Consider the following 24,150-nt stretch of genomic DNA (forward strand, 5'->3'; position numbering starts at 1 on the left):
GGGCTCATCAAGAGGTTGCTGCGCCGTCGATCTCCCGTCCCCGCAGGTGGACGAGACGATCGGCCCGACACGGGAGGGGTGAGGGAGCCTCGGCGTCCCGCTCCCACCCCGCCGTCCGATGTCATCCGCCTACCGGAACCCTCATGAGGTCGGCCTGACCGAACGCGTGTGAGGGAATTAATGCGGCCGGGCGCCTCGGTGCCCGGCCACATGCTTCCTTTCCGTATGCGCGCGGCCGGCGTGAGCGGGGCAAGCCACGCGCGCGAGCGAGCCCGCCATGGGCGAAGAGCCGGCCCACTCGGCTGGTCCGGGCTGGCCACGCGAGCGAGCCTGCCGGTCAGCGGGTGCGGGTCATGGGCGCTTCCAGAAGGCGCGGCGTCCCTCCTTCCTCCCGCCGGTACCGGTCGCGTCCGGGCCGCTGCCTGCTGAGCCGCTCCCAGTTGGGCCGCCCTCTGACGGGCCGCCGGTCAGCGCGTCGAGCGTGTCGACGGTGCGACGCCAGAGGTCGTCCAGCGGGCTCGCCGCATGCTCGGCGGTCTCCAGCTCCGCGATCAGCGCGGTGAGCTCCGCGTGGCCGCCCACCATCTGCGAGATCACCCGCAGGCGGCTCGCGAGGTCCGCCAGATAGCGTCTGCGGTCCCGCTCGGGCAGCGACCGTGCCTCGCGCAGCCGTGCCAGCTCCTCGGCGAGCATCGGCAGGATCCCCGTGAAGTCGGTGGCCGCAGCAGTCTCCCGCCGGTGATGCGGCAGGAACGCGTCGACCGAGAACCCGCGGCCGAGCCGCCCGCCGCCGGTCGTGGGCGGCGTCGCGTACGACTGGGCGGGTGGCCGGGCGGGCGCGCTCGGTGCGGGCAGCGGCCCGAGGGGCGCGTCCGCCGCCCCGGGAGCCGCACCGCCGGGCGCGGGCATCCCGGTGGTGAAGGAGGCCAGCTTGGCCATCATGGGAGCCCCCGCCGCCGTCATCGGCACCGCGGCGGGCATCTCCCAGCCGCTCGGCGGCTCGACGGGCTGGATCACGTGGTGCTCCGGCCCGCCCTCCGCGACGACGCGCGTGTCGACGGCCACGAACGCGGTGAACCGGCACAGCACGCCGAACCTGAGCGATGTGTCGACGATGCGCTGCTCCAGCGTGCGCTCACCGACCGTGTAGCGGTCCTCGAGTGCCCGCAGGTGCGCCCGGGCCCACACCGCCCGGGCCGCCCGGTCTTCGGCGGCGTGGCCGTCGACGCGGGCGTCCCAAGGCGCACCCTCGGCCGTACGGCCCCGCAGGGCGACGGCGCCCTCCGGCCGCCCGCGATAGCGGCCGGAGACGGTCAGAGGCACGCCGGGGTAGAGCGAGCCGGCATGGGTGATCGTGCCGGCGACGACGTCGAGGCCCTCGGGTCGCAGGGTGATGTCGGTGACCAGCGGTGAGCCGATCCGGCGGTGGATGTGCTCCATCGCCTCGTCGAGGCGATCCTCCGACTCCACCAGCTCGCACCGGCCCGCGCCGAGAAGGGCGAGCCTGCCGAGGAACCCGGCGTTCACCGCGCGGTCGATCCCCACGGTGTGCACGCGGATGCCGCCCAGCCGGGGACCGGTGCGTTCGAGGATCTGGTCCTCGTTGCCCACCTGGCCGTCCGTGACGAGGACGAGCACACGGTCGCGTCCGGCGTCTCCGGGCTCTCCCGGACGCCCTTCCAGCCCTTCATGGCAGGCAGGGTCCGGCTGCCCTGCCTGCTCCGCCGGAGGGGTGGACGGCCGGGGCCGCTCGTCGCCGAGCAGGCGGATCGCCTCCTCCAGGGGAGCGAGCATCTCGGTGCCGCCCCGCGCCTCCAGGCGGGACAGGTGCTCGACGGCCCGGTAACGGTTGCGATCGGTGGCCTGGACCAGCCCGTCCGGGAAGGCGCGCTCGACCACCGAGTCGAACGAGAGCACGGCCACCCGATCACGCGTGGTCAGCGTGTCGACGATCCGCGCCGCCGCACGTCGCGCGGCGACCATCTTCCAGCCGGTCATGCTGCCGGAGCGGTCGAGCAGCAGGACGACGTCCCGGGGGGCCGGCACGGCGGCGGCATCCGAGGGAGGCACAAGGGTCAGCAGGAACGTGCCCTCGGGCGTTCCGGAGCGTCCGGCCTCGCCGGCCGCGGCGGTGCCCGCGCCGTGCTCCGCGTCCTCCGCGGAGTCGGTCACACCGTCGCCTCTGTTGCCGCTGTCCCCCTCGCCGCCCTCGTCGGGCACGAGGGCGAGCGAGGTGGAGGGGTCGAACGCCAGGCGCAGGATGAAGTCACGGTCCAGCCTCTCCCCGGGGCGCAGGCTGATCGTGCCGCCCTCATGGGCGACCTCGTGCAGGCTCGAACGGATCTCCTTGAGATCGAGCCCCGCCGGGTCCACGGTCGTCGTCAGCGACAGCCGTACCGGATTGGGGAATCCGGGAAGCAGGACCGGCGGGGTGATGCGGGAGGCGTCGGGCGCCGCGTCGGTGTCCGGGGCGACGCCGGCGCCCGCGGAAGGGCCGGGCAGCGGAGCCCCCGGGATGTAGCGGGGCGCGACGACGAGGGGGAACCGGAACTCCGCCGCCCCGTCCTCGTACGGCAGCGGCTGGCTCAGCGTCAGCCGTACCGTCACCCGTTCTCCCGGCACGATGTTGCCGACGCGGATGGTGAAGACGTCCGGCCGGTCCTCCTCGGCGATCGCGGCCCGCCGGCCCTCGGCCAGTGCCTGGTCGTAGTCGGCCCTCGCCCGTCCCCGTTCCTTGAGGAGGCCTTCGATCACGCGGCCGTCGGCCTCCATGCGGAAGGCGGTCACCGCCGCCCTCGGCGGCAGCGGGAGGACGTACGTCGCCTCCAGGGACACGTCGAACGGGTTGCGGAAGCCCTGGACCACATCGACCCCGGCCACCAGGCCGGTGATGCGCGCCGCGACGTCGACGCTCTCCAGGGGCAGGTTGCCCCTGGCGGTTTCGAGCGCTCCGAGCCCGGCGTCCGGCAGCGGCCGGCACTCCTCCGGTCGCAGAGGCGTGATGGGAACGGTCATGGCGTGATCCCTTCGGCGTGGTCGGAACGGCCTGCCAGGCCGAGCGTGGCGAGTGCCGCGAGAAGCGGTCCGGCGGCCAGGCGGAGGGCGGCCACCTCATCCGGGGTGAGTGCGTGGCCTGTGTCGTCGAGCAGCACGGTCACCCCGGGCGCGAGCCGTACGCCATGGAGGACGACGTCCGGCGTGGAGGCGGCGGCGGGCCGTGCGGGGCCGTCCCCGAGGCCGGCATCGGCCCCCGGCGCCGACGGCGACACTGACGGCGACACTGACGGCGACGCTGACAGGGGTGCGGAGAGTGGAGACGGGGAGGGGAGCGGGGTGGCCGGCGACGGGCCGGGCCGGGTCCAGAAACGGTCCCGTACGGCGCCGTCTCGATGTCCCGCCGCTTCGGCGCCGGCCGGGGAGCCGTCGCGGCCGGGCGCCGCGCCGTCTCCGGAAGGACCTTCCCGGCTCTCGGGGACGGCCACGCCGCCGGGTTCAAGGCCGGCGAGGCCGGCGACACGCTGAAGCATGCCGTCGGTGGCCCCGGCCAGCTCCGCCTGGATGGCGGCGATCGAGAGCCCCTCCGCCTGGCGCCGCTTGACCGCGACGAGCTGGAGCAGGTGGCGCCTGCCGTACAGCGCCACCCGTCCGCGCCGGGCGAGCGGCGGGTCGAGCAGCCCGATCGTGGTGTACCAGCGGATGAGCCGCTCGTTCGGCACGTCCCGGACCCGGCCGTTGACCGGACGCCCGGGACCGAGCACGCCCGCCGCCCGTTCCGCCAGCTCGCCTATGGTCCAGGTCTCGCTCATGTGCTCACAATGACACTGTCACAGTGACACTGTCAAATAGAAGGGCGGGCGCGGTTCGCGAAGAGTTCGTTCCCTGGAAGAGCGTGGCTTCCCTCCGTTCACGCGCCTCCGGTCCACTGGCCGGGCGGCGGCGAGCCGGGAAATCCGCGGCGTACGTTGTGAGATGCCGGTCAGGTCGCGCGGAACGGGGTAAGGGGCCGGGCGAACCGCCAGGCCGGCCCTCCGAGGGGCGGCCGATCGGGACCGCCGGCGGTGCGGCGTGGCCGGGAACGGCATCGCGCCGGGGGCACGACGCATCGTTCGCCGTAGCGGTGCGAACGCACGATGACGACAGCCGCGGAACGCCCGGAGAGCGCCGGGGGCCGGCTTCCGGGGGCGCTCAAGGTCGAGGAGGCGGATCACGGTGCGCGGTACCTTCATCCGATACGGGGCTCTGCCCGCGTTGTCCGGGTCGCTGTGGCGCTCCGCCTTCGCCGTGCCCTGCGGGAGGCCGCAGGCGCCGCTGCGAGGGCCCGACGTCAACGGCATCGCGTTGCCGGAGGGGTTCACCAGCCGGGTCGTGGGCCGGTCCGGCGAACGAGTCGGGGGAGTGGCATGGCACGCCGCCCCCGACGGGGGAGCCTGTTTCGCCGACGGTGACGGCTGGATCTACGTGTCCAACTCCGGCGTCCCGTTGCTGGGAGGCGTGACGGCCCTCCGTTTCGGACCGGACGGCGCCATCCGGAGCGGCTACCGCATCCTGTCGGGCACCGACGTGAACCGGGCGGGCGGGGCGACCCCGTGGAACACCTGGCTCTCCTGCGAGCAGACCCCCGCCGGCCGGGTCTTCGAGTGTGATCCGTACGGCCGCCGCGCCCCGATGCCCCGGCTCGCGATGGGCCTGTTCGCCCACCAGGGGCTGGCGTGCGATCCGGACAGGCGGGTCGTCTACCTCACCGAGCGCGAGCCCGACGGGTGCTTCTACCGGTTCCGCCCGGACACCTGGGGCGACCTCACGACGGGCGTCCTCGAGGTGATGGCCGGTACGCCGGAGGGGGAGGCCGTGACCTGGGAGCGCGTCCCCACCCCCGCCGCGCTGTTCGAGCCCACCCGGGAACAGGTGAAGGGCGCCCTGCGCTTCGACGGCGGCGACGGGACCCACTACTCCGACGGTTTGTGCTACTTCATCACACGTGGTGACGGCCGGGTCTGGGTGTACGACGCGGCGCGCGAGCGGCTCTCGGTCCGGTACGGCCGGGGACGCGACGGCCTGTCCGGGGAGCCCCGAGCCTTCCACGGCCATGAGGAAGCGGTGGGGGACCTCTTCGTCGCCGAGGACGCCGGGCCGATGGAGATCAACGTGATCAGCGGCGGTGTGGCGGAGCCGTTCCTGCGGGTGGAGGGCCAGGAGAGCTCGGCCATCGCCGGGCCGGCGTTCTCGCCCGACGGCACCCGGCTGTACTTCTCGGCCCGCCGGCTGCCGCCGCCTCGCCGCGCGGGCGCTTCAGGGCTCCCGGCGTCCCGGCCGTCCGCCTTCGCGCAGTCCGGGGGCTCTCACCCGTCCCGCCGCCTCCCGTTCCAGCGCGGCAGCGCCGCCCAGGCCGAGGTCGGCATCACGTACGAGATCACCGGCCCGTTTCCGGACCGGATGACCCGCTCCGCCCGGTCCTGAGCGGATCCTGAGCCGGGCCGGGTGCCGCCCCTGGAACGGCCGTCCGCGGCCGGCTACCTCGTGTCACCGAGATTGCGCGCCCAGATCTGATCGGTGACGGGCCGGCCGGACTCCTGCCCCTCCCGCTCCTCCACCAGCTCGAACCCGGCCTCCTGATAGATCCGGCGAGCGCTCACCAGGATGTCTCTGGTCCAGAGCATGATCGTCCGGTACCCGGCCTGCCTGGCGAAACGGAGGCACTCCTCGACGAGCCGTCCCCCGATGCCCATGCCGCGAGCCGACGGCTCGACCAGGAGCAGGCGGAGCTGGGCGGTCGTCTCGTCCTTCCGCACGCAGAAGACGCACCCGGCCGGCTCGCCGTCGACCTCGGCGATCCAGACGGCCTCACGCTGCGCGTCGTGGCCGTCGACGTAGTCCGCGACGATGCGCGCGACGAGGGCCTCGAAGCCCGCCCCCCATCCGTACTCCTCGGCGTAGATCACGCCGTGCCGATGGACCACCCAGCCGAGGTCCCCGGGCCGAGGCGGCCTGATGACGTACGACTTGGGCCGTTTGCCGCGCTCCTCGCTGTCCAGCAGACGCCGGATCGTGGACATGCCGGCCACGAGCCTGTGCCGCTCCTCCTCTGTCAGGCTCCCCAGCATCGCCTCCGCCTCCGCGTTCGAGCGCTGGTCGAGCATGCCGTACGCCTCGCGCCCGGTGCCCGTGAGCCTGACGACCTGGCGGCGCCCGTCCTCGGCCGACCGCTCCCGCGCGACGAGGCCGTCCGCCTCGAACTTGGCGAGGATCCGGCTCAGGTAGCCGGGATCGAGGCCGAGCAGCTCCCGCAGGACCGCCACCTCGGACACCTCGCGCGTGCCGAGCTCGAACAGGACCCTCGCCTCGGTCAGTGAATAAGGCGTGTCGAGCATTCCCGCCTGCAGGACGCCGATCATCTCCGTGTAGAAGCGGTTGAACGCGCGGACGTCCGCCACCATATTCATTGCCCACCTCAAATGTTTGGTTGACTGAGTCAAGTATGGCGGAAACCCGGAAACGGCGAAAGGTCTCCGGCCGATTCCCTGCCTTTCATGGGAGACTGACGCTGTCTCCGGATGTGCTCGCGGTCCGTCTCCGCGGCCCCCGGCGACAGCCGGACGGGTTCGCGGACCTCAGGCCGTGGCCGGCTTGGTGGTGGCCCGCCCGTTCGCGTAGCCTCACTCATGGTCTAGACCATTGTTGGCGGACTGGGGCAGAATGCGGTGCTGTTGGCGCGCCGCCGTCCTGCGCCATTCCGGCCGCACACCCATACGGAGGAAGCCGTCATGCGAATAGGAGTCCTTACCGGAGGCGGCGACTGCCCCGGCCTGAACGCGGTGATCCGCGCAGTCGTCCGCAAGGGCATCGGCGTGTACGGGCACGAGTTCGTCGGATTCCGCGACGGATGGCGTGGTCCCCTCGAGGGTGACACCATGCCGCTCGACATCCAGGCCGTCCGGGGGATCCTGCCGCGCGGCGGCACCGTCCTCGGCTCCTCCCGCACGAACCCCATCAAGATCGATGGCGGTGTCGAGCGGATCAAGGAGAACCTCGCCTCGACCGGCGTCGACGCGCTGATCGCGATCGGCGGCGAGGACACCCTCGGCGTCGCCAAGCAGCTCTTCGACCGCGGCGTGAACGTCGTCGGCGTCCCCAAGACGATCGACAACGACCTCAACGCCACCGACTACACGTTCGGCTTCGACACCGCGGTCAACATCGCGATGGAGGCGATCGACCGGCTGCACACCACGGCCGAGTCGCACCACCGCGCCCTGATCTGCGAGGTCATGGGCCGCCACGCCGGCTGGATCGCCCTGCACGCGGGCATGGCCGCCGGTGCGAACGTCATCCTCATCCCGGAGAAGCCGTTCGACATCGACCGCGTCTGCTCCTACGTCGAGTCGCGGTTCAAGACCCGCTACTCGCCGATCATCGTCGTCGCCGAGGGCGCCCATCCCCTTGAGGGGCAGATGGCGCTCCAGGCCGGCGAGCTGGACGCGTTCGGCCACGTGCGCCTCGGCGGCATCGGGGAGACCCTTGCCCAGGAGATCGAGAAGCGCACCGGCAAGGAGGCGCGCACCACGGTCCTCGGCCACATCCAGCGCGGCGGCACGCCGACCGCCTACGACCGGGTGCTCGCCACCCGCTTCGGCCTCGGCGCGATCGACGCGGTCCACGAGGGCGACTACGGAAAGATGATCGCGCTCAAGGCCACCGACATCGTCCGCGTCGGCCTCGACGAGGCCACGTCCGAGCTCAAGACGGTCCCCGCCTCCCGCTACGAGGAGGCCGAGGTCTTCTTCGGCTAAACCGCCTCTGGCAGGTTCCGGCCGTGTCCCGGCGGCTCCCGATCGGCTCCGATCGGGTCCGATCGGGTCCGATTCGGCCAGACCTCTTTACCATCCGTACGGCTCCCGCGATCCTTTGCGCGGGAGCCGTACGCGTGCCGGGGCCGCGTCGCAGCGGGAGGCGGGAGATGGGGACCGAGGGACCGTTCTGGCGGGCGATCGCCGTGTTCCGCTTCGCGTCCCTCGGATATGCCGCCGTCCTCCTGCTCAGGACCGGGGGATACAGCTCGCCGGTGACCGCGTGGGCGATCTTCGCGGTCATGGCCGGGTGGACGGCGGCGGCGACGCTCGTCCTCTACCCCGCCGTCCAGCGGTCCGGCCGCTCCCGCGCGGAGCGGCGCCGGCTGCTGCTGCCCGCCGACCTGCTCGTGACGGCCGGATGCCTGCTCGCCACGACGTACGCGCAGAGCGAGGAGCAGGTGCTCCTCGGCGCCATGCCGATCACCGCGACGTGGGTCGCCGCGCCGGTCCTCGCCTGGGGCGTCGCCTGGGGGAGGAGGGCCGGCGCCGTGGCGGCCCTGCTCATGTCGGCGGCGGATCTGTGGCTGCGCAGCCGCAGAGGGGTCGAGCCGACCTCGATCCCGGTGAACGGCGCGGTGCTGATGCTCATGGCCGGCGTCGTCGTCGGCCACGTCGCCCAGCTCGCCCGGCAGGCGGGGGAGCGCATGCAGCGGGCTGTCGAGATGGAGGCCGCCGGGAGGGAGCGGGAGCGGCTCGCCCGCGGCATCCACGATTCCGTCCTGCAGGTGCTCGCCCTGGTCCAGCGCCGGGGGGCCGAGATCGGCGGTGAGGCGGCGGAGCTCGGCAGGCTCGCCGGGGAGCAGGAGGCGGCACTGCGGGCCCTTGTCCAGGCCCCGCCGCCGCACGCGCCCCGCGTGGCGTCCGGGCGTCTCCGCGGCGTGCGACGCGGGAACCGGAACGGCGGCGACGGGATGAGCGGCGACGGGACGAGCGGCGACGGGATCGGCGGGGACGAGGGCGCCGCGCACGTGACCGGAGCGGCGCCTGGTCTGACGGACCTGCGCGAGCTGCTCCGGCCGTACGGCACAGCCCGCGTGACCGTGGCGGCTCCCGCGACCCCTCTGCTCCTGCCGGCCGGAACGGCGCGGGAGGTCGCGGCGGCCGTCGGGGCCGCGCTCGACAACGTGTCGATGCACTGTCCTGGCAGCGCCCGCGCGTGGATTCTCGCGGAGGAGGACGGCGGCGCCGTGGTGGTCACCGTCCGCGACGACGGCCCGGGGATCCCCGAGGGCAGGCTGGAGGAGGCCGAGGCCGGTGGGCGCATGGGCGTGGCCCGTTCGATCAAGGGCCGGATGGCCGACCTCGGAGGCACAGTGGTGATCACCTCCTCGGGGACGGGCACGGAGGTCGAGCTGACGATCCCGCTGCCGGGGGCGGCACGTGCGCGCGGGAGCCGGGACGCCGGGAAGGCCCGCGAGGCCGGGGACGGCCGGGACACTGGGGAAGGCCGGGACGCCGGGGAACGGCGCGGAAGGCGACGGCGCGGATGATCGCGGCCAGGCGTACGCCCGGCCGCCGGGCGGCGACGGAGGGGGAGCGATGGAGGGACGGCCGATGGTGCGGGTGATGGTGGTCGACGACCATCCGATGTGGCGGGACGGGGTCGCCCGCGATCTCGCCGAGGCCGGGTACGAGATCGTGGCGACGACCAGCGAAGGCCGCCAGGCGCTGCGCATCGCGGCGGCCGTACGGCCGGACGTCGTGGTGCTCGACCTGCGGCTGCCCGACCTGTCCGGCGTGGAGGTCGCCAGGGGGCTGGGCGCGTCGGACGCCCCGCCGCGGGTCCTTGTCCTGTCCGCCAGCGCCGAGGAGGACGACGTCCTTGAGGCGGTCAAGGCAGGCGCATCCGGATATCTGGTCAAATCGGCGAGCCGGGCGGAGTTCCTCGACGCCGTGCGCCGGACGGCGGAGGGCGACGCCGTGTTCACCCCGGGGCTGGCCGGGCTGGTGCTGGGGGAGTACCGCAGGCTGGCCCACAGGCCGCCGGACGCCGCGGAGGACGGCCCCAGGCTGACCGACCGCGAGACCGAGGTGCTGCGGATGGTCGCCAAGGGCCTGTCGTACAGGCAGATCGCCGAACGCCTCGTGCTGTCGCACCGCACGGTGCAGAACCACGTGCAGAACACGCTCAGCAAGCTGCAGCTTCACAACCGGGTGGAGCTCGTCCGCTACGCGATAGACAAGGGCCTCGTCGACCTCGACTGAACCCGCGGACCGCTCTGGGGCTGGCCGGGGCCGGTGCCGGTGTAAACGGACCACGAACCGGGAGGCCAGGGACGGAACCGGCCCGTGCGCCACTACAGTGGGGAAGTTCGCGCCGCACGTGCGCGTTGTCCCCCTGGCAGCAACGGCCGGGCACCGCGGGCGGCAGAGCCCGGCGAGGCGCCCGGCGCAAGATCCCTCGTGTCCGCCCCGGAGGTTCGCACCGATGACCGTCACCGCCCTGGGAGAGCCCTGTGTGCTGCTCAAGTTAGGCGAGGTGGTCCTGAAAGGCAGGAACCGCGAGGTCTTCGAGATGCGGCTGCGGGCGAACATCAAGCACGCCCTCAAGGACTACCCCGTCGACATCCGCCAGCGGCACGGCGTGATCGCCCTGTTCCTCCCGCCGGGCACGGACGTGGAGGTCGCCGAGGCCGTGACCCGCCGGATGACCGAGGTGCCCGGCCTGGTGCTGGTCCACCTCGCGTGGCGGATCCCCAAGGACCCCGACACGATCACCAAGGCCGCCATCGAGCTGATCAAGGACTCCGGCGAGGTGGCCAGGAAGGCCCGCTTCGCCGTACGGTCGCGGCGGCGGGACAAGCGGTTCCCCCTGCGGTCGAACGAGCTCGACCGGCTGGTCGGCGGCGCGATCAACGACACCTACGGCCTGCCGGTCGACCTGAGCCGTCCCGAGCTGACCGTGAACATCGAGGTCGACAGGGACGAGGCGTTCCTGTTCACCGAGGGACGGCCGGGCCAGGGCGGCCTGCCCGTCGGCTCCAGCGGCCGGGCACTCGCGCTGCTGTCGGGCGGCATCGACTCCCCGGTCGCGGCCTACCGGATGATGCGCCGCGGCCTGCGCGTGGACTTCCTGCACTTCTCCGGCATCCCGTTCACGACGTCGGAGTCGATCTACAAGGCGTACGCGCTGGTGCGCAACCTCGACCGGTTCCAGGGCAAGTCGCGGCTGTGGGTCGTGCCGTTCGGCAAGGCGCAGCAGTCGATCAGGAACTCCGGCCAGGACAGGCTCGCGGTCATCACGCAGCGGCGGCTGATGCTGAAGACGGCGGAGGAGGTCGCCCGCCGCATCCACGCGGAGGCGCTCGTCACCGGCGACTCGCTCGGCCAGGTGTCCTCGCAGACGATGACCAACATCACCGCCCAGGACCACGCGGTGGAGCTGCCCATCCTGCGCCCGCTGATCGGCATGGACAAGACGGAGATCATCGCGGACGCCCGTCGCATCGGCACCCTGGAGATCTCCGAGCTGCCCGACGAGGACTGCTGCACGCTCCTCGCGCCCCGGTCGGCCGAGACCCGGGCCAAGATCGAGGACCTGAAGCAGATCGAGAGGCGCCTCGACGCCGAGGACCTGGCCTCCCAGCTCGCCGACTCGATCCGGCCGTACAAGCTCGACGTCTGAGCCGCGCCCGGTACGGCTCGCGAGAGCCGTACCGGGGCGCGGGGTTCACGCCAGGGCCGGAGTGACCGCCCGCGCGAGCGTGCGGCCCATCAGGGGCGGGAAGTCCCGCATGACGGCGGCGAGCTCGTCCAGGTCCCCGTTCACGAGGGCCTGGGGGCCGTCGCACAGGGCCTGCTCGGGGTGGGGGTGCACGTCGATGATGACGCCGTCGGCGCCCACCGCGACGGCGGCCCGGGTGAGCGGCAGGACGAGGTCGCGGCGCCCGCCCGAGTGCGACGGGTCCACGATGACCGGCAGGTGCGACAGGCGCTGGACCACCGGGACCGCCGAGATATCCAGCGTGTTGCGGGTGGCGGTCTCGTAGGTGCGGATGCCGCGCTCGCACAGCACGATGTCGAGGTTGCCGCGCTGGGCGATGTACTCGGCCGCCATCAGCCACTCCTCGATGGTCGCGGTCATGCCGCGCTTGAGCATGACCGGCTTACCCGCCGCCCCCACCGCCTGGAGCAGCGCGAAGTTCTGCGCGTTGCGGGTGCCGACCTGCAGCATGTCGGCGTACGACGCGACGAGCGCCACGTCGTGGGCGTCCACGACCTCCGTCACCACGGGCAGCCCGGTCTGCTCGCGGACGCCGGCGAGGATCCGCAGGCCCTCCTCGCCGAGGCCCTGGAAGGCGTACGGCGAGGTGCGCGGCTTGTACGCCCCGCCGCGCAGGAGCGTCGCGCCGGCCGCCTTCGCCATCTGGGCCGCCTCCAGCGTCTGCTGGGGCGACTCGACGGCGCAGGGACCGGCTATCAGGGTCACCGTGTCCGGCCCGATCGGCACGCCGCGCACCGACACCGTCGAGCGGTCGGGATGGTTGTCCCTGCTGACGAGCTTGTACGGCGTGGACACGCGGACGACGTCGGCCACTCCCGGCATGCCGCGCAGGTTGAGCGCGGCGAACCGCTCCACGTCGCCGATCAGCCCGATGATCGTGCGGCTCACGCCGCGGCTGGCGAAGGCCTCGCCCCCGGCGGCGGTGACGAGGCCGACGATCGCCTCGACGTCGTCCTGGGTTGCCTCCGGGGTCATGACGATGACCATGATCGCTCCTTTTCGATGGTGGGCGGTGAAAGGCCGGAAAACGCGAAAGGCCCCGGGTCCGTGGACCCGGGGCCTTCGTTCGCCGTGGCTGTCAGCGCAGCGCGTGCGGGCGAGCGGTCCTCACGGGTCCGTCGCCATACCAAAACGCGAAAGCGATGCGCATGGCCGAAATATAGCGCATCGGGGGCAGTGCCCGCGGCAGTGCCCGCGGCAGTGCCCGCGGCAGTGCCCGCGGCGGGGCCCGCCGCACCCGCCCAGGGGTCCGGTGCGGGGCGGCCGCGCTCCTGGTGGCAGGATGGCGTCCGTGCCGGAGAATCCTGACGGGGAGACCCGCCTGCCCCCCGGGCAGTACATCCCGCGAGGACGACCCGTCATCCACTACGGCAGGGTGCCCGCGTTCCGCCCGCAGACGTGGCGGTTCCAGGTGTTCGGCGCGACGGCCTCCGGCGAGGTCGGCGAGTTCGGCTGGGAGGAGTTGTCCCAGCTTCCGAGGACCACCGTGCTGGCCGACTTCCACTGCGTCACCAAGTTCTCCGTCATGGGGAACGAGTGGGAGGGGTTCGCCGCCTCCTCCATCCTCCTGGCGGTGCCGCCCGCCCCGGACGTGCGCCACGTCATGGTCTGGGCCGAGTACGGCTACAGCGCCAACCTCCGGCTCGCGGACTTCGACCGGCCGACCACGCTGTTCGCCACGCACCTCGACGAGAAGCCGCTGACGCCCGAACGCGGCCATCCGGTGCGCCTCGTGGTGCCCCACCTGTACGCGTGGAAGAGCGTGAAGTGGGTGCGCGCCGTGGAGTACCTCGTGGAGGACCGGCGGGGGTTCTGGGAGGAGCGCGGCTACCACAACCTCGCCGACCCCTGGAAGGAGCAGCGCTACTCATACCAGGAGGAGCCGGGAGACGGCCCGCTCTGAGCGCTCCGAGCGGCTACGGTTTCCGGCGTGTCTGCAGCCGTGTGGGTGACGCTGTGCGGGGTCTCCGCCCTGTCCGTGCTGGCCGGGGCCCTGCTCGGGTACGCGCTCGCGCGCCGCACCCGCTGGCCCGGCACGCTGCCGGGGGAGGAGATGTTCCTCGCCCTGCACGTCGCCGGCCAGGCGGCGCCCTCGCTGCGCGCCGGCCTCACCCGTGACTCCGCGCGGCGCGCCGTACGGCACGTGCGCACGCTGCTGGGCACGTCCGGGCTGGTCGTCACCTCGCGGGACAGGGTGCTGGCACGGGACGGCGAGGCCGTGCCCGATGACGAGGCGGTCCTCGCCGAGGTGGGCGGGGTGTTGATGGACGGCCGCCCCCACGTCGCGGCGCACGCCGCCGGGGAGGCCAGCGCCGTCGTGGTCCCGCTGACGGTCGACGGCCGGGTGGTCGGCGCCATCGGGGCGTACCACGCCGTGGTCACCGCCTCACTGGTCCGCACGGCGACCGAGGTCGGCCGGTGGGTCTCCGGCCAGCTTGAGCTCGCCGAGCTCGACTCCTCCCGGCGGCGGGCGCTGGAGGCGGAGACCAGGGCGCTGCGCGCCCAGATCTCCCCGCACTTCGTGTACAACTCGCTGACCACGATCGCGTCGTTCGTCCGCACCGATCCCGAGCGGGCCCGCGAGCTGCTGCTCGACTTCGCCGACTTCACCCGCTACGCGCTGCGCCGGGCGCGGGACTTCACCACATTGGCCGATGAGCTGAGCTGCGTGGACCGTTACCTGCTGCTGGAGCGGGCGAGGTTCGGCGACCGCCTGCGGTTCCGGGTGCAGGTGGCCCCCGAGGTGCTGCGGGTCCCCGTGCCGTTCCTGTGCCTGCAGCCTCTCGTGGAGAACGCCATCAAGCACGGCATGCCGGGAGAGGTCAGGGTCGTGATCAAGGACGCCGGCCCGGAGGCGCACATCTGCGTCGAGGACGACGGCATCGGCATGGACCCCGAGCACCTGCGCGCCGTCCTGGGGGACGAGTCCAAGGGCGGGATCGGGCTGAGCAACGTGGACATGCGGATGAGGCACATCTACGGCCAGGACTACGGGCTCGTCGTCGACACGGCCCCGGGGGCGGGCACCAGGATCCGGCTCCGGGTCCCGAAGGTGCGGCCCCGGCTGAGCCCGGTCTGACCGGTCCCTTTCGCGGGCGGGTCGTGACGCCGAACGCCTCACGGCGACCCGCCGGTGTGCGCGCCGAGTAAACGGCTGGTCACTAATTGCTCAACTTTCACTTGCGTAACACCCCGCCGCGCGGCACGGTGGAGCCCATGCTGCGCGTCCTTGCCGTCGACGACGAGGTTCCCGCGCTGTCCGAGCTCGCCTACCTGCTCCGCCAGGACGCCCGGGTGGAGCACGTCGCCACGGCGTCGGACGGCGGAGCCGCCCTGCACGACATGGTCCAGATGATCGCCGACGGCGAGCGCCTCGACGGGGTGTTCCTCGACGTCCGCATGCCGGGCCTCGACGGGCTCGACCTGGCCCGGCTCATCGGCGGGTTCCCCGCGCCGCCGCGCCTGGTCTTCGTCAGCGCCCATGACTGCGCGGTCCAGGCCTTCGAGCTGGCGGCGGTCGACTACCTCCTGAAGCCCGTACGCCCGGAACGGCTGGCCGAGGCCGTACGGAGGCTCTCGGCGGCCGTCTCGCCCCCTTCGGGCGACGAGGCGGCGGACGTCATCCCGGTCGAGCTGGGCGGGCGGACGAGGTTCGTGGCCCAGCAGGACGTGTGGTACGCGGAGGCCCAGGGGGACTACGTGCGCCTCCACACCTGCGTCGGGACCTATCTGGTGCGGATGTCCCTGGCGGCGCTGGAGCGGCGCTGGGGCGGCTCCGGCTTCATCCGGGCCCATCGCAGCACGCTGGTGAACGCCCGGCACGTCAGCGAGCTCCGCTTCGACGCGGGACGGGTCGTGCTCCAGGTGGGCGGTGAGACGCTGCCCGTCAGCCGGCGGCACACCCGGCAGGTGCGCGAGCAGCTCGTCCGCCAGTTCCGCGCCTGCTCCCCGGCCGCGCCGGCGGAGACCCGCTGACCCGGCGCCGCCCGCGGAGCCGTACGGCGGCGGGCCGGGAGCCGGGGGACGCGCGCGGCGCCGCCAGCGCGGCCTCCGGGGGCGTGTGAAAGGCCGGTGCGCGCCCCGAACGACCGCTCGTCGGCCGGGGGGCTCCGCTCGTCGCGGCGGAGCGGGCCGCAGGGCGCGAACTAGAGACCGCTCGTCCGAAGGGCCTCCGGCCGCCTCATTACTCCTCGTAGCCTTTGGCACGTCGCAAGACACGCGGGGTAAACCAAAGTGATAAGGGTGTCACCTTTGGGTTACTGGGCGGAGCTCTACTTCGGGGGGGGAAGAGCTCCGCTCACGCGTGACCTGGGAGTTCGCGAGCGATCCGGCCGAACGGGGGCGCCGGATCGCCGCGAGCGACCCTCGGCCACTTGCGCGGTCATCGCCGGGCCGCGCCTTCCGGGAGACGGCCGCCGTGAAGGCGGCCGGACGACCCCGGCAGCCGGCCCGGCAGGCGGTCCCCGAGGCGCACGAGTCCCCGGCGCACGAGATCCCCGGTGGATCGGGATCGGCGGCGGGCGGGCCCGTGCTCGGCCGGTCAGCCTCCGCGGAGCTTCTTCAGCAGGTCGATGTCCGCGCGGTGCCGCTCCACCTTGCCGGGCGTCTCGATGCAGAGGGGCACCCCCGCCGTCACCGGGTGGCGCATGAGGTCGCCGAACGGCTCCGCCCCGATCCGGCCGGCGCCGATGTTCTCGTGCCGGTCCTTCTTGGAGCCGCACGCGTCCTTCGAGTCGTTGGCGTGGATCAGCCTGAGGCGGCCCGGCGCCACCTCGTGGAGGGCGTCCAGCGTCTCCCGCACCCCGCCGGGGGCCGACAGGTCGTGCCCGGCGCCGAACGCGTGGCAGGTGTCCAGGCAGACGCCCACCCTGGGGTGGTGGTCGAGGGCCTCCAAGTAGGGGCCGAGGTCCTGGACGGTCGCGCAGAGCATCTGGCCCTGACCCGCCATCGGCTCCAGCAGCAGATCGGGGCCGTCGTCGGGCAGCTCGTCCAGCAGTGGGAGCACGTGCTCGCGGAGCTGGCGCATGGCGTCCTCCCGGGGCTGCGTGACGGCCGACCCGGTGTGGACGACGACGCCGAGGGCTCCGATCTCGGCGGCGCGGCGGAGCGTGTGGCGGACCACGGCGGTGGAGTTCTCCAGCGTCGCCACCGTCGGGGAGCCGAAGTTCACCAGGTAGGCCGCGTGCAGGAAAACCGGCATCCCGGACTCCCGCAGCCGGGCGTCCTCGGCCGGGTCGCCGCCGCTGAGCGCCCACCCGCGCGGGTTCGTCACGAAGACCTGGATCATTTCGGCGCCGATGTCGGCGGCGTACCGCAGGCCCCCCGTGGCCAGGCCGCCCGCCACGAAGACGTGCCCGCCGATGAGGTTACGAGGTGTCATGGTGCTCTCCAGCGTAGCCGCGCACGCGTCCTGACCCGCGAGAACGGCCCGGGGGCCGGGGGCCGTTTGTCGCAACGTACAAAGCGGCGGCCGGTCGGGGGTGGGCGGTTGGGAGCTCGCGCCGCTGGACCCCGCGGCGTCCCCGGCGGTTGACTGACCGGCATGAGACAACTCGGCCCGCGTGACCTGCGCCCCTGCTGCGCGTCGGCCGCGTGGGTCACGGCCGTCGCCGGGCGGGGGCCGTACGCCGATCTCGGCGAGCTGCTGAAGGCCGGGGAGGCGGCCCTGGCGGAGCTGGACTGGGACGGGGTGCTGGAGGCGCTGGCCGCGCACCCCCGGATCGGCGAGCGGGCGGCCGGAGGCGGCAGGGAGGCCGGCTGGTCGCGGGCGGAGCAGTCCGGCGCGGCGGCCGCCGGCGACGCGGTGCTCGGCGCGATCCACGAGGGGAACGCCGCCTACGAGAGCCGGTTCGGCCACGTCTACCTCGTCTGCGCCACCGGCCGAACGGCGGAGGAGATGCTGGGCCTGCTGCGTGAGCGCCTGGACAATGACGAGGAGACCGAACGTGAGGTCGTCCGCGCGGAGCTGTCGAAGATCGTCGCGCTGCGGCTCGCCAAGCTGTGGGAGGGCCGGTGACCCTGTCGACGCACGTGCTGGACACCGCCGCCGGGCGGCCGGCCGCCGGCCTGTCCGTACGGCTGTCGCGGCGGGCGCCGCACGGGTTCGTGCCGGTCGCCGAGGGCCGCACCGACGGCGACGGCCGGATCCGCGAGTGGTCCCCCCTGGGCCGGGAGTGGATCGCCGCGGACGACCCCCGCCCCGGGACCTACCGGCTGGTGTTCGACACCGGCGGCTACCTGGGGGAGGAGGCGTTCTTCCCCGAGGTGAGCGTCGTCTTCACGATCCGGGAGGACGGCGGGCACTATCACGTGCCCCTGCTGCTGAGCCCGTTCTCCTACTCGACCTACCGCGGGAGCTAGCGTGGTCATATTGGGTCCCAACAGGTACGGCAAGGCCGAGACGAGGGTCGTGCGGGTCACCCGGCACGGTGACGCCCACCACATCAAGGACCTCAACGTCAGCACGGCGCTGTCGGGTGACATGACCGAGGTCCATCTGAGCGGCGACAACTCGGCCGTGCTCCCCACCGACAGCCAGAAGAACACCGTGAACGCCTTCGCCAAGAGGCACGGCGTCGGCGCGATCGAGGACTTCGCGCTCCTGCTGGCACGGCACTTCGTGGACTCCCAGCCCACCGTCCACCACGCGAGGGTGGCGATCGAGGAGTACGCCTGGGAGCGCAACGGCGCGTCCGGCCACTCGTTCGTCCGGTCGGGGAGGGAGACCCGGACCTGCGTCGCCCACTACGACGGCTCCCACGCATGGGTGGTGTCGGGGCTGCGCGATCTCGTGGTGCTCAACACCACGGACTCCGAGTTCTGGGGCTTCGTCAAGGACGAGTACACGACGCTGCCGGAGACCCGCGACCGCGTGCTGGCCACGGCGGTCAACGCGTCATGGCGGCACACGGGCGACGGCGCCGGGGAATGGGACTGCGAATGGGACAAGGAGTACGACACGGCCAGGCAGGCCATGCTCGCGGCCTTCGCCGGCACCTACAGCCTGTCCCTGCAGCAGACCTTGTACGCCATGGGGAGCCGCGTGCTCGCAGAGTGCCCCGGCGTGTGCGAGGTGCGGCTGTCGCTGCCGAACCGGCACCACTTCCTCGTGGACCTGTCGCCCTTCGGGCTCGCCAACGACGGGGAGGTCTTCTTCGCCGCCGACCGGCCGTACGGGCTCATCGAGGGCGCCGTCCTGCGTGAGGACGCCCCCGACGCCGGCCCGGCCTGGGAGTAGCCGATGGACTTCCTGAGACCCGCGAGCTGGGCGGACGCGCTGGAGCTCAAGGCCGCACGGCCGGAGGCGACGCCGATCCAGGGCGGCACCGACGTCATGGTGGAGATCAACCTCGACAAGGGCCGCCCCTCGGCCCTGCTCGACCTCACGCCCGTCGCGGAGCTGGCGGAGTGGTCGCGCGAAGGCGGCACCCTGCGCATCGGCGCCGGGGTCACGTACACCCGGGTGATCGCCGAGCTGGGGGCCTGGCTGCCGGGGCTGGCCCAGGCGTCCCGTACGGTCGGCTCGCCCCAGATCCGCAACCGGGGCACGGTCGCGGGCAACCTGGGCGCCGCCTCGCCCGCCGGGGACAGTCACCCCCCGCTGCTCGCCTCCGGCGCGCTGGTCGAGGCGGAGTCCGTGCGCGGCGCCCGGCTGATCCCGATCACGGAGTTCTACACGGGAGTGAAGCGCAACGCGCTGGAGCCCGACGAGCTGATCCGCGCCGTGCGCGTCCCGGTGGCCACCGGCCCCCAGTACTTCTCCAAGATCGGCCCCAGGAACGCGATGGTCATCGCGGTCTGCTCGTTCGGGATCGCGCTGCATCCGGCGGAGCGGCGGGCCGGCACCGGCATCGGCTCGGCCGCGCCGACCCCGCGCGCCGCCCCCGCCGCCGAGGAGCTGCTGGCCGCCGAGCTCGACTGGGAGGGCCGTTCGGCCCTGGACCCCGCGCTGGCCCGCCGGTTCGGCGAGCTGGTCGCGGGGGCGGCCGCACCCATCGACGACGTACGAGGACGGGCGGCCTACCGCCTGCACGCCCTGGCCGTCATGGCGCGCCGCACGCTGGGCTGGGCCTGGAACGACTACACGGGCGGTCACACGGGCGATCACACGGGGAGGGGAGCGGCATGAGGGTGAACGTCACCGTCAACGGACGGCCCATGGCCGCCGACGACGTCTGGGCGGGCGAGAGCCTGCTCTACGTCCTGCGGGAACGGCTCGGCCTGCCGGGGGCCAAGAACGCCTGCGAGCAGGGCGAGTGCGGGTCGTGCACGGTCTACCTGGACGGGACGCCGGTGTGCGCCTGCCTCGTGGCGGCCGGTCAGGCCGAGGGCCGCGAGGTGATCACCGTGGAGGGGCTCGCCGCCGGCGACGCCGGGGGGCGGGACGAGGCGGACGGCCTGGGGCCCGGCAGGGAGCACGGCCTGGACGAGGTGCAGCGGGCGTTCCTGGAGGCGGGAGCCGTGCAGTGCGGCTTCTGCACCCCGGGGCTCATCGTGCAGACCCACGCGCTGATCGACGCGAGCCCGGGCGTCCCCGGCGACGCCGAGATCCGCGAGGCCCTGGCCGGGAACCTGTGCCGGTGCACCGGCTACGAGAAGATCCTCGACGCGGTGCGCCTGGCCGCGGCGCGCAAGGCCGCCGCCGCGGGGGAGGCCTCCCGGTGAACCGCCTGGTCATCGAGAACGCCCACATCGTGCCCGTGGTCGGGGACGAGATCCCCTCCGGTCACATCGTCGTCGAGGGCGACCGCATCACGGCCGTCGGCCCGGGGGCGGCGGGAGCCGTGCCCGAGGGGGCCGAACGGGTCGACGCGGCCGGCTGCCTGGCGACGCCGGGGCTGGTCAACACCCACCACCACCTCTACCAGTGGGCCTCCCAGGGCGTTACGCCCGACGGGACCCTGTTCGAATGGCTGGTGGCCAGCTACCGCCTGTGGGCCGGGATGGACGCCGAGGTCGTGTCGGGCGCGGCGACGGCGGGGCTGGCGTGGCTGGCCAGGTCGGGCTGCACGACGTCGACCGACCACCACTACATCTTCCCCAAGGGGCGGGGCGACCTGTTCGACGCGGAGATCGAGGCCGCCCGCCGGGTGGGCCTGCGCTTCCACCCCTGCCGGGGCTCCATGGACAGGGGGCGGTCCCAGGGCGGGCTGCCGCCCGACGACGTCGTGGAGGAGATGGACGAGGTCCTCCAGGCTACCGACGACGCGATCCGGAAATATCATGATCCGTCGTTCGGGTCGATGCTGCGGATCGCGGTGGCCCCGTGCTCGCCGTTCTCGGTCAGCGGGGAGCTGATGACCCGCTCGGCCGAGCTCGCGCGCTCCCACGGCGTACGGCTGCACACGCACATCGCCGAGACCGCCGACGAGGACGAGCACTGCCGGGAGCAGTTCGGCGTGCTCCCGGTCGAGTACCTCGACCGGCTCGGCTGGCTCGGCCCGGACGTCTGGCTCGCCCACTGCGTCCACCTGACTGACAAGGACGTCGCCCGGTTCGCCGAGACGGGCACGGGGACCGCCCACTGCCCGTCGTCCAACGGCCGTCTCGGCGCCGGGATCGCCCGCGTGAGCGACCTGCTGCGCGCCGGCGCCCCCGTGGGGCTGGGCGTGGACGGGGCCGCCTCCAGCGAGATGACACCGCTCGCCGGCGAGATCCGGATGGCCATGCTCATGCAGCGGGCACGGTACGGCCCCCGGGCCCTGACCGCGAGGCAGGCCCTGGAGATGGCGACCCTCGGCGGCGCCCGCTGCCTCGGGCGGGAGGCGGAGATCGGCTCGCTGGAGCCCGGCAAGCTCGCCGACGTGGCCCTGTGGCGGCTCGGCGGCTACCACGCCGCGATCGACGACCCGGTCGTCGCCTTCGCGTACGGCCAGACCCCGCCGCTGGCCCGGCTGCTCGTCGGGGGCCGCACGGTCGTGGCGGACGGCGAGCTGCGCACGGTCTCCGACGCGGAGGCCGCCGAACAGGGGGCCCGCGCGCACCGCCTGCTCACCAGCGGCGATCATTCATAGCGTGAGTCGTCGCCGAGCACGAGGTGTGAGCGCATGAACGGGCACGTCGTCATCGCCCCGGACAAGTTCAGAGGGTCGCTGACCTCCCCGGAGGTGGCCGGGCACGTCGCGGCCGGGCTCGGTGACGTGCCGGTCGTCCGCCTGCCGGTGGCCGACGGCGGGGACGGCACCATAGACGCCGTCGTGGCCTGCGGCTTCGAGCGGGTCGAGGTGGAGGCGACCGGCCCGGCGGGTGAGCCCGTCACCGCCTCCTACGCCGTGCGCGACGAGCCGGGCCACGGCCGCGTCGCGGTGGTCGAGCTGGCCGAGGCGTCGGGCCTGCGACGGCTGCCGGGCGGCTCGGGGGCCGGCTCGGGGGGCGGGCTCGCCCCGCTGACCGCCACCAGCCGCGGGACCGGCGACCTGATCGCGCACGCCGTACGGCACGGCGCCACACGGGTGGTCCTGGGGCTCGGCGGCAGCGCGTGCACCGACGGGGGCGCCGGGATGGTCCAGGCCCTCGGAGTGCGGCTGCTGGACGCCGCGGGCGCCGAGCTGCCGCCGGGTGGCGCGGCCCTGCGCGACCTGCACGAGATCGACGTCTCCGGATGCCTGCGCGGCTTCGAGGTCGTCGTGGCGAGCGACGTGGACAACCCGCTGCTCGGCCCGTACGGCGCCGCCGCCGTCTACGCGCCGCAGAAGGGCGCCGGCCCGGCCGACGTGGCGGTGCTGGAGGCGGGCCTGGCCCGGCTGGCCGCCGTCGCCGCCCACACCCACGGGCTGGCGGGCGCCGCCGAGCACGACGGCGTCGTGCGGAGCATGGGCGTGGCGGGCATGCCGGGCGCGGGCGCGGCGGGCGGGGTCGGCTTCGCCGCGCTGGCGTTCCTGGGCGCCGACCTCCGCCCGGGCATCGACTACCTGCTGGAGCTGCTGGAGTTCGACCGGCACGTGCGCGGCGCCCGGCTGGTCGTGACGGGGGAGGGCTCGCTCGACGAGCAGTCCCTGCGCGGCAAGGCCCCGGTGGGGGTGGCCTCGGCCGCCGCCCGGCACGGCGTACCGGTGGTCGCCGTCTGCGGCCGGCGCGCGGTGACCGGCGAGGAGCTCAAGGCGGCCGGGATCGAGGCGGCCTACGCCCTGACCGACATCGAGCCCGACGTGGAGCGGTGCATGACCGAGGCAGGCCCGCTCCTCGAACGGCTCGTGCGGGAGTCGGTCGCCGTCCATCTGGGAAGGGGATGACGCCCATGACGCCTGATGACGTGACGCCTGCTGACATGACGCCGTACGACCTGGTGGTCCGGTCGCGGCGGACGGTGACGCCGGAGGGAGAGGGTCCGGCGGCGGTGGCGGTGCGGGACGGCCGCATCGCGGCCGTTCTCGGCTACGGCGAAGACGTCCCGGCCAGACAGGCGGCCGACCTGGGCGACGTCGCGCTGCTCCCCGGCCTGGTCGACTCCCACGTGCACGTCAACGAGCCGGGCCGCACCCACTGGGAGGGCTTCGCCTCCGCCACCAGGGCGGCGGCGGCCGGGGGAGTGACGGCGATCGTCGACATGCCGCTCAACTCGCTGCCGCCCACGGTGAACGTGCCCGCGCTGGAGGTCAAGCGCAAGGCCGCCGCGGGGCAGTGCCACGTCGACGTCGGCTTCTGGGGCGGCGCGATCCCCGGCAACCTGGCGGACCTGAGGCCGCTGCACGACGCGGGGGTGGCGGGCGTCAAGTGCTTCCTGTCCCCGTCGGGCGTCGACGAGTTCCCCGCGCTCGACCGCGACGGGCTGCGGGCCGCGCTGGCGGAGGTGGCCTCGTTCGGCGGTCTGCTCATCGCGCACGCCGAGGACCCGGGGCTGCTCGCCGAGCCCGGCGGCCCGACGTACCCGGAGTTCCTCAGGTCCCGGCCCCAGGACGCCGAGCGGCGGGCGGTGGAGCAGGTGATCGAGCTGGCCGCCGAGACCGGCGCCCGCGCGCACATCGTGCACGTGTCGGCCGCCGCGTGCCTGGAGCCGCTGCGCCGGGCCCAGGCCGCCGGGGTGCGGATCACGGCGGAGACCTGCCCCCACTACCTGACGCTGAGCGCCGAGGAGGTCAGCGGGCCCGCCTACAAGTGCTGCCCGCCGATCAGGGAGGCCGCCAACCGCGACGCCCTGTGGGAGGCGCTGGCCGAGGGCGTGCTCATCGGCGTCGTCTCCGACCACTCGCCTTCCACGCCCGACCTCAAGGTGCCCGACTTCGCCGCCGCCTGGGGCGGCATCTCCTCGCTGCAGCTCGGCCTGCCCGCCGTCTGGACCGCCGCGCGGTCCAGGGGGTACGGCCTGGGTGACGTGGCGCGCTGGATGGCCGAGGGGCCGGCGCGGCTGGCCGGGCTGTCCGGCAAGGGCGCGATCAGGGTGGGCGCGGACGCCGACCTGGTGGCGTTCGACCCGGACGCCGAGTTCACCGTCGACGCCGGCGCGCTGCACCACAGGAACGCGGTCTCGCCGTACCACGGCAGCACGCTGGCCGGGGTCGTGCGGACCACCTGGCTGCGCGGCGCGCCCGTCGACTTCACCACGCCTCGCGGCCGGTTCCTGAGCAGGGAGACCCGATGAGC

21 protein-coding genes are annotated in these 24,150 nt (G+C 73.6%); 16 read left to right on the forward strand and 5 right to left on the reverse strand.

Annotated elements, in window-relative coordinates; genetic code table 11:
- Positions 1-351: 351 nt before the first annotated feature.
- Positions 352-3,015 carry a VIT domain-containing protein gene (locus tag AB0B72_RS05185; RefSeq protein WP_367737039.1) on the reverse strand — a complete coding sequence of 888 codons (2,664 nt, stop codon included), beginning with the start codon at positions 3,013-3,015 and terminating at the stop codon, positions 352-354.
- Complete coding sequence (locus AB0B72_RS05190) at positions 3,012-3,806, reverse strand: helix-turn-helix domain-containing protein (protein ID WP_367737040.1); 795 nt, start codon at positions 3,804-3,806, stop codon at positions 3,012-3,014. Before AB0B72_RS05190 ends, AB0B72_RS05185 begins: the two co-directional genes overlap by 4 nt.
- A gap of 403 nt (positions 3,807-4,209) precedes the next feature.
- Between AB0B72_RS05190 and AB0B72_RS05195 the strand changes: the two genes are divergently transcribed.
- Positions 4,210-5,457, forward strand: a complete 1,248-nt coding sequence (locus tag AB0B72_RS05195; RefSeq protein ID WP_367737041.1) for an alkaline phosphatase PhoX — start codon at positions 4,210-4,212, stop codon at positions 5,455-5,457.
- 53 nt (positions 5,458-5,510) lie between these two features.
- Here AB0B72_RS05195 and AB0B72_RS05200 read toward each other — a convergent pair whose 3' ends face one another.
- Positions 5,511-6,440 (reverse strand): GNAT family N-acetyltransferase, encoded by a 930-nt coding sequence (locus AB0B72_RS05200; RefSeq protein ID WP_367737042.1) that lies wholly within the window; start codon positions 6,438-6,440, stop codon positions 5,511-5,513.
- A gap of 321 nt (positions 6,441-6,761) precedes the next feature.
- On the opposite strand from AB0B72_RS05200, the gene AB0B72_RS05205 reads away from it, so the two are divergent.
- From AB0B72_RS05205 to thiI, 4 genes are all read left to right on the forward strand, one after another.
- Complete coding sequence (locus AB0B72_RS05205; protein ID WP_367737043.1) at positions 6,762-7,787, forward strand: 6-phosphofructokinase; 1,026 nt, start codon at positions 6,762-6,764, stop codon at positions 7,785-7,787.
- A gap of 167 nt (positions 7,788-7,954) precedes the next feature.
- On the forward strand, positions 7,955-9,337 hold the full coding sequence (gene macS, locus AB0B72_RS05210; RefSeq protein WP_367737045.1) for a MacS family sensor histidine kinase: 1,383 nt from the start codon (positions 7,955-7,957) through the stop codon (positions 9,335-9,337).
- Between the two features lie 49 nt (positions 9,338-9,386).
- Positions 9,387-10,052, forward strand: a complete 666-nt coding sequence (locus AB0B72_RS05215) for a response regulator (RefSeq protein WP_367737046.1) — start codon at positions 9,387-9,389, stop codon at positions 10,050-10,052.
- A 223-nt stretch (positions 10,053-10,275) separates the two neighbouring features.
- A complete protein-coding gene (gene thiI, locus AB0B72_RS05220; RefSeq protein ID WP_367737047.1) occupies positions 10,276-11,472 on the forward strand; it encodes a tRNA uracil 4-sulfurtransferase ThiI in 1,197 nt (398 codons plus the stop codon).
- A 45-nt stretch (positions 11,473-11,517) separates the two neighbouring features.
- Here thiI and aroF read toward each other — a convergent pair whose 3' ends face one another.
- The gene (gene aroF / locus AB0B72_RS05225) at positions 11,518-12,558 is read right to left on the reverse strand and encodes a 3-deoxy-7-phosphoheptulonate synthase (protein ID WP_367737048.1); all 1,041 of its coding nucleotides are present in this window, start codon (positions 12,556-12,558) and stop codon (positions 11,518-11,520) included.
- 304 nt (positions 12,559-12,862) lie between these two features.
- On the opposite strand from aroF, the gene AB0B72_RS05230 reads away from it, so the two are divergent.
- From AB0B72_RS05230 to AB0B72_RS05240, 3 genes are all read left to right on the forward strand, one after another.
- Positions 12,863-13,474, forward strand: coding sequence for a molybdopterin-dependent oxidoreductase (locus AB0B72_RS05230; RefSeq protein ID WP_367737049.1), 612 nt, complete (start codon positions 12,863-12,865; stop codon positions 13,472-13,474).
- Positions 13,475-13,501: 27 nt separating this feature from the next.
- Positions 13,502-14,650 (forward strand): sensor histidine kinase, encoded by a 1,149-nt coding sequence (locus AB0B72_RS05235; RefSeq protein WP_367737050.1) that lies wholly within the window; start codon positions 13,502-13,504, stop codon positions 14,648-14,650.
- 137 nt (positions 14,651-14,787) lie between these two features.
- Positions 14,788-15,546 carry a LytR/AlgR family response regulator transcription factor gene (locus AB0B72_RS05240; RefSeq protein WP_367737051.1) on the forward strand — a complete coding sequence of 253 codons (759 nt, stop codon included), beginning with the start codon at positions 14,788-14,790 and terminating at the stop codon, positions 15,544-15,546.
- A 565-nt stretch (positions 15,547-16,111) separates the two neighbouring features.
- On the opposite strand, the gene AB0B72_RS05245 is transcribed toward AB0B72_RS05240, so the two are convergent.
- Positions 16,112-16,951, reverse strand: coding sequence for a deoxyribonuclease IV (locus AB0B72_RS05245; protein WP_367737052.1), 840 nt, complete (start codon positions 16,949-16,951; stop codon positions 16,112-16,114).
- Between the two features lie 162 nt (positions 16,952-17,113).
- Between AB0B72_RS05245 and uraD the strand changes: the two genes are divergently transcribed.
- Genes uraD through allB form a run of 8 tightly spaced genes read left to right on the forward strand, consistent with a single transcriptional unit; the run spans position 17,114 to position 24,148 of the window.
- Positions 17,114-17,587, forward strand: coding sequence for a 2-oxo-4-hydroxy-4-carboxy-5-ureidoimidazoline decarboxylase (uraD, locus tag AB0B72_RS05250; RefSeq protein WP_367737053.1), 474 nt, complete (start codon positions 17,114-17,116; stop codon positions 17,585-17,587).
- Positions 17,584-17,931: a hydroxyisourate hydrolase gene (gene uraH, locus AB0B72_RS05255; RefSeq protein WP_367737054.1), complete on the forward strand. Its 348-nt coding sequence runs from the start codon at positions 17,584-17,586 to the stop codon at positions 17,929-17,931. The genes uraD and uraH overlap by 4 nt, the downstream gene beginning before the upstream one ends.
- Position 17,932: 1 nt before the next feature.
- Entirely contained in the window at positions 17,933-18,808 is an 876-nt protein-coding gene (gene pucL, locus AB0B72_RS05260) for a factor-independent urate hydroxylase (RefSeq protein ID WP_367737055.1), read from the forward strand.
- Between the two features lie 3 nt (positions 18,809-18,811).
- Positions 18,812-19,699: a xanthine dehydrogenase family protein subunit M gene (locus tag AB0B72_RS05265; protein WP_367737056.1), complete on the forward strand. Its 888-nt coding sequence runs from the start codon at positions 18,812-18,814 to the stop codon at positions 19,697-19,699.
- A complete protein-coding gene (locus tag AB0B72_RS05270) occupies positions 19,696-20,235 on the forward strand; it encodes a (2Fe-2S)-binding protein (RefSeq protein ID WP_367737057.1) in 540 nt (179 codons plus the stop codon). The genes AB0B72_RS05265 and AB0B72_RS05270 overlap by 4 nt, the downstream gene beginning before the upstream one ends.
- On the forward strand, positions 20,232-21,584 hold the full coding sequence (locus tag AB0B72_RS05275; protein WP_367737058.1) for an 8-oxoguanine deaminase: 1,353 nt from the start codon (positions 20,232-20,234) through the stop codon (positions 21,582-21,584). Before AB0B72_RS05270 ends, AB0B72_RS05275 begins: the two co-directional genes overlap by 4 nt.
- 33 nt (positions 21,585-21,617) lie before the next feature.
- Complete coding sequence (locus AB0B72_RS05280; RefSeq protein WP_367737059.1) at positions 21,618-22,802, forward strand: glycerate kinase; 1,185 nt, start codon at positions 21,618-21,620, stop codon at positions 22,800-22,802.
- 5 nt (positions 22,803-22,807) lie between these two features.
- Positions 22,808-24,148 (forward strand): allantoinase AllB, encoded by a 1,341-nt coding sequence (gene allB / locus AB0B72_RS05285; RefSeq protein WP_367737060.1) that lies wholly within the window; start codon positions 22,808-22,810, stop codon positions 24,146-24,148.
- Positions 24,149-24,150 lie beyond the last annotated feature (2 nt).

Source organism: Microbispora sp. NPDC049125 (assembly GCF_040802045.1).
Taxonomy (GTDB): Bacteria; Actinomycetota; Actinomycetes; order Streptosporangiales; family Streptosporangiaceae; genus Microbispora.

What these genes read in the sequence shown, in the direction of transcription:
- AB0B72_RS05185 (WP_367737039.1), bottom strand. Translation starts at nt 3,015, where the DNA reads ATGACCGTTCCCATCACGCCTCTGCGACCGGAGGAGTGCCGGCCGCTG.
- AB0B72_RS05190 (WP_367737040.1), bottom strand. Translation starts at nt 3,806, where the DNA reads ATGAGCGAGACCTGGACCATAGGCGAGCTGGCGGAACGGGCGGCGGGC.
- AB0B72_RS05200 (WP_367737042.1), bottom strand. Translation starts at nt 6,440, where the DNA reads ATGAATATGGTGGCGGACGTCCGCGCGTTCAACCGCTTCTACACGGAG.
- AB0B72_RS05205 (WP_367737043.1), top strand. Translation starts at nt 6,762, where the DNA reads ATGCGAATAGGAGTCCTTACCGGAGGCGGCGACTGCCCCGGCCTGAAC.
- macS (WP_367737045.1), top strand. Translation starts at nt 7,955, where the DNA reads ATGGGGACCGAGGGACCGTTCTGGCGGGCGATCGCCGTGTTCCGCTTC.
- AB0B72_RS05215 (WP_367737046.1), top strand. Translation starts at nt 9,387, where the DNA reads ATGGAGGGACGGCCGATGGTGCGGGTGATGGTGGTCGACGACCATCCG.
- thiI (WP_367737047.1), top strand. Translation starts at nt 10,276, where the DNA reads ATGACCGTCACCGCCCTGGGAGAGCCCTGTGTGCTGCTCAAGTTAGGC.
- aroF (WP_367737048.1), bottom strand. Translation starts at nt 12,558, where the DNA reads ATGGTCATCGTCATGACCCCGGAGGCAACCCAGGACGACGTCGAGGCG.
- AB0B72_RS05240 (WP_367737051.1), top strand. Translation starts at nt 14,788, where the DNA reads ATGCTGCGCGTCCTTGCCGTCGACGACGAGGTTCCCGCGCTGTCCGAG.
- AB0B72_RS05245 (WP_367737052.1), bottom strand. Translation starts at nt 16,951, where the DNA reads ATGACACCTCGTAACCTCATCGGCGGGCACGTCTTCGTGGCGGGCGGC.
- uraD (WP_367737053.1), top strand. Translation starts at nt 17,114, where the DNA reads ATGAGACAACTCGGCCCGCGTGACCTGCGCCCCTGCTGCGCGTCGGCC.
- AB0B72_RS05265 (WP_367737056.1), top strand. Translation starts at nt 18,812, where the DNA reads ATGGACTTCCTGAGACCCGCGAGCTGGGCGGACGCGCTGGAGCTCAAG.
- AB0B72_RS05270 (WP_367737057.1), top strand. Translation starts at nt 19,696, where the DNA reads ATGAGGGTGAACGTCACCGTCAACGGACGGCCCATGGCCGCCGACGAC.
- AB0B72_RS05280 (WP_367737059.1), top strand. Translation starts at nt 21,618, where the DNA reads ATGAACGGGCACGTCGTCATCGCCCCGGACAAGTTCAGAGGGTCGCTG.
- allB (WP_367737060.1), top strand. Translation starts at nt 22,808, where the DNA reads ATGACGCCTGATGACGTGACGCCTGCTGACATGACGCCGTACGACCTG.